The sequence below is a fragment of the Zhengella sedimenti genome (assembly GCF_046506625.1).
Classification (GTDB): domain Bacteria; phylum Pseudomonadota; class Alphaproteobacteria; order Rhizobiales; family Rhizobiaceae; genus Zhengella; species Zhengella sedimenti.
The window spans coordinates 549,170-554,256 of sequence record NZ_JBKFFP010000003.1; the positions used below are offsets into that span (position 1 = coordinate 549,170).

Below are 5,087 nucleotides of genomic sequence, written 5' to 3' on the forward strand. Positions count from 1 at the left end.
TACAATGTGGCGGTCCGCCAGACCGACGATGCGGGCAACACGTCTGCGGAGACGACCGCGACCTATGAACTGGACACCACCGTTGCCAATCCGGTGGCGCCGGATCTGATCAGCGACCTGGCAAATGACACGGGATCGAGTAACTCAGACGACGTCACCAACAATGACAGCCCTCAATTCATCATCAATCTGAGCCCCCCCGGCGTCGGCACACTGGAAGCGGGCGACATCGTGCAGCTTACAAGCGGCGGCGTTGTCTACGGCGAATACGTTGCCACCGGTTTAGAGGGCAATTCGATCACGATTGCCGTAGGCGATACGGTTCCCGGTTCCTCAACCGTCGTGGCAACAAGCCTTCCGGAAGGCACGACGAGCCTGGCCACCACGGTCATCGATCCGGCCGGCAACACTTCGACCGGTCCAACCCTTGACGTAACCCTCGACACGACCATCGCGACGCTTGGGGCGCCGGACCTGGTGCCGGCCTCCGATTCCGGCGACAGCGACAGCGACAACCTGACCAATGACGACACGCCGACCTTCTCGATTGACGTATCCGGCGCGGAAGCCGGCGACGTGGTCGAACTGCTGGTGGGAGGCGCCTCTCTTTCGCCGGCCGTGACCTATGTCGTGACCGGCTCGGAGACTGGACCGGTGGAGCTGACCGCCGGCACGCTTTCCGGCGATGGCAGCTATGACTTCACCGTCTCGATCACGGATGCGGCGGGCAATACGACGACGTCGCCGGCCACCACGATCACGGTGGACACGACGGCACCCGTTGCGCCCGTCATCACGGGCACCACGCACGACACCCTTGGCGATGGCATCAACGATGCCACGCCCACCATTTCCGGCACGGGTGAGGCCGGGGCCACGGTCACGGTCACGGTCAATGACGGTTCCAGCGATATCGCGACACTGACCACGGTGGTCGACGGCACCGGCAACTGGTCGATCACGCCGGCCACGCCGCTGGTCTCGGAGACAGGCACGCACACGCTCACCTTCACCGCCACCCAGACTGACATCGCCGGCAATGAATCCGGTGTGTCGGGCACGCAGACCGTCAATCTCGATTTCTCGCCGGAAGTGCTCGGCTACGTCGACAACTCCAACACATATGCTGGCGATAAAGTGAACGACGGCACCGGCTCCGTGGTCGAAAACGCCGACGGCGCGCCGGGCGAGAACACCGGCTTCATCACCACCACCGGCGACATCCTGTTCGAGGACCTGCCCACCGGCCAGACCTACACCGTTTCCGTTTCGCCGGGGGCGGGCGCTGTCGGCCTGTTCCAGGCCGGCATCAGCGACGATACGCTTGCCGACACAAACGGCGCGGTGACCTGGACCTATCAATACGACGCGGCGGCCGCCGACCAGTTGGCCGAAGGCCAGACGATCACGTCCACCTTCAATGTCACCATCACGGACAGCAATGGCGACTCGACCACCGAGACCATTACCGTCACCATTGTCGGCACGAACGATGCGCCGGTGATCGAGGTTGTCGGAACAGACTCGGATTCCGCCTCGCATACCGAGGATGATGCCGGGTTCACCGCTTCCGGCACGCTGTCGGTTTCCGACGTTGACACGACCGATGCGGTGAACGCCACCGTAACGGGTGTCGTGTCGTCCGGAACGGGAGCGGACGATCTGCCGGTCGGCCTCGATAATGCAGCGCTTCTAAGCTTGCTCACGGTCGGGACAAACCCGGTCATCGCTGGCGGTTCGACCTCCGGCACGATCGACTGGTCCTTCGACAGCGGCGGCGAAGCCTTCGATTTCCTCGATGCCGGCGACGAGCTTGTCCTGACCTACACGATCCAGGTCGACGACGGTTCCGGCACCGGCAACGCGACCGCTACGCAAGAGGTGACCATCACCATCACCGGCACGAACGACGCGGCGGTCGTGACCGGCACTTCGACCGGCGCGGTGACGGAGGATGCCGGCACGCCGGCAACCGGTGACCTCGACCACACCGATGCCGACAGCGACGATGCCGACGATGCCTGGAACACCACGGTGGTGACCCAGGGCACCTACGGCACGCTGACGATGAATGCCGATGGTACGTGGAGCTATGTGCTCGACGACACCAACACGGCGGTCGATGTTCTGGATGCGGGCGATCCGCTCCAGGACACGATCGTGGTGGCGACAACCGACGGCACCGAGCACACGATCACCATCGACATCACCGGTGCCGACGACGCGGCGGTAATCACGGCGGACACGACGGGTGCGGTGACGGAAGGCGATGTCGGCGATCCGGCTGTGACGGCAACGGGTTCGATCGCGGTGTCGGATGTGGACGGCGACGACAATCCGAGCTTCTCCAGTGTGACGGCGGCGGGCACCTACGGTTCGATCGCGGTCAACCCGGCCGGTGATACCTGGACCTACACGCTGGACCAATCGGCGGTTCAGGACCTGGATGACGGTGACATCGTCCATGACGTGATCACGCTGACCGACTCGGAAGGCAACACCGTCGATATCGACATCACGATCACCGGCACGAATGACGCAGCGGTGGTGACCGGCACTTCGACGGGCGCGGTGACGGAGGATGCCGGCACGCCGGCAACCGGTGACCTCGACCATACCGATGTCGACGGCAACGATGCCGACGATGCCTGGAACACCACGGTGGTGACACAGGGCAGCTACGGCACGCTGACGATGAACGCCGACGGCACGTGGAGCTATGTGCTCGACGACGCCAACCCGGCGGTCGACGAACTGGATGCGGGCGATCCGCTTCAGGACACGATCGTGGTGGCGACAACCGACGGCACCGAGCATACGATCACCATCGACATCACCGGCACGAACGATGCGGCGGTCGTGACCGGCGACTCGACCGGCGCGGTGACGGAGGATGCCGGCACGCCGGCGACGGGCAACCTCGATCACACCGATGTCGACGGCGACGATGCCGACGATGCCTGGAACACAACGGTGGTGACGCAGGGCAGCTACGGCACGCTGACGATGAACGCGGACGGCACGTGGAGCTATGCGCTCGACGACTCCAACCCGGCGGTCGATGTTCTGGATGCGGGCGATCCGCTTCAGGACACGATCGTGGTGGCGACAACCGACGGCACCGAGCACACGATCACCATCGACATCACCGGCGCGGACGACGACGCCGTCATCACGGCGGACACGACGGGCGCGGTGACGGAAGGCGATGTCGGCGATCCGGCTGTGACGGCGACGGGTTCGATTGCCGTGTCCGACGTCGATGGCGACGACAATCCGAGCTTCTCCGGTGTGACGGCGACGGGCACCTACGGGTCGGTCGCAGTCAACCTGGCCGGTGATACCTGGACCTACACGCTGGACCAGTCGCTCGTGCAGGACCTCAATCCGGGCGAGATCGTCCATGACGTAGTGACGCTGACGGATTCGGAAGGGAACACCGTCGATATCGATATCACCATCAACGGCACGAATGACGCGCCGGTTGTCTCCGGGCCTGTCACGGACACTACAAACGACCAGGCTGCGCCGCTCACCGTCGATCTGCTTGCCAATGCCAGCGATGCGGATGCGGGCGGAACGCTTGGCGACGATCTGGATGTCGCGAGCGTTTCGATCACCGGACTTGTGGATGGGAGCACTGCGTGGGCCGAGACGATCGATTACACAGTGGATCCCGAAACGGGCGAACTGGTCATCGATCCGACCCAGTTCAACAGCCTTGACGAAACGCAGACGGTGGTTCTCACGGTCACCTACAACGTGGTGGATGAGGACGGCGCTGTAACGCCTGCCACGGCGACGGTCACCGTCAACGGAACGAACGATGCGCCCTTTGTCATCGGGACGACCGGGCTGGAGGATTCCGTCACGGAGATCGAGGACGGCAGCACGACGCCGGCCGAAGGTACTCCCCTCACGACTTCGGGCACCATTGAATTCGACGATCCGGAACTGGCCGATACGCACAGCGTTTCGATCACGCCGTCCACCGGCGGCTATATCGGTACGCTCAGCGGCGGATTCTCGGGTTCGGCCACCGGAGCGGGGACCGGCGAAATCACCTGGACATTCACGGTCAGCGATGCCGTGATCGACCAGCTGGGCGAAGGCGACACCATCACCCAGACCTATGACCTCGTCATAACCGACAATCACGGCGCGTCGACGACGGGCGAAACCATCACCATCACCATCACCGGCACCAACGACCGGCCGGTCATCAGTTCCGTCACGACGCCGCTCGATGTCACCGAGGCCACGGATGCATCAGCGCAGACCGTCTCGGTCAGTGGCGACCTGACTGTCTCCGACGACGATCATGGCGGCACCTTCACCGGGGGCACCTCCACGGCCGATGTGCTCACGGCGTCGGTCACGGGCGATGCCACCTGGAGCTACACGCCCGACGGAGGAACCCCCACGACGCTGCCGTCAGGTGTCAGCATCGCGACGCTGATCGCAGCGGGCAATATCGTGTTCACGGGGAACGATGCCAGTGCAACCGGCTCGGCCCAGACCATCGGCTACGACTACACCGCGACGGACGATCTCGACTGGCTGGGCGAAGGCGATGAGCTGGTCCTGACCTATGAGGTCGTCGTTACGGACGATTCCGGCGCCTCCGACGCCGAATCGGCCACCCAGACCATCACGATCACGATCAACGGCACGAATGACGCGCCTGAAGTGACGGCGATTGTCTCGGCTGCCGACGAGGGCGATGCGTCCTACACGCTGGACCTGCTAGAAAACGCCACGGATGCCGACACGGGAGAGACGGCGACGCTGACAATCAGCGGGGTGGAATATACCGTCGATGGCGGTTCCTCGAGCACAACGCCGCCCGCGGGCGTGAGCCTGTCCGGTACGATGCTGGCGGTCGATCCTGCCGATCCGGCCTATGATTACCTGGCCGAGGGCGAAGATCTCGTCATCACGGTCAGCTATGACGTGGTGGACGAGCATGGTGCATCCACGCCGCAGACTGCGACGGTGACGATCACCGGCACGAACGACGCGCCGGTTGTCGCCGCGGTGACGGGCTCGGCCAGCGAGGACGGTCCGGCGATCACGGTCTCGGCCGA

Annotated in this window: 1 protein-coding gene; it reads left to right on the forward strand. The window is 64.2% G+C overall.

Annotation, left to right across the window (positions count from 1 at the left end; translation table 11 throughout):
• Window positions 1-5,087, forward strand: a 5,087-nt coding sequence (locus tag ACLB6G_RS12020) for a beta strand repeat-containing protein (RefSeq protein WP_410356413.1), incomplete at both ends; no start/stop codon positions are given.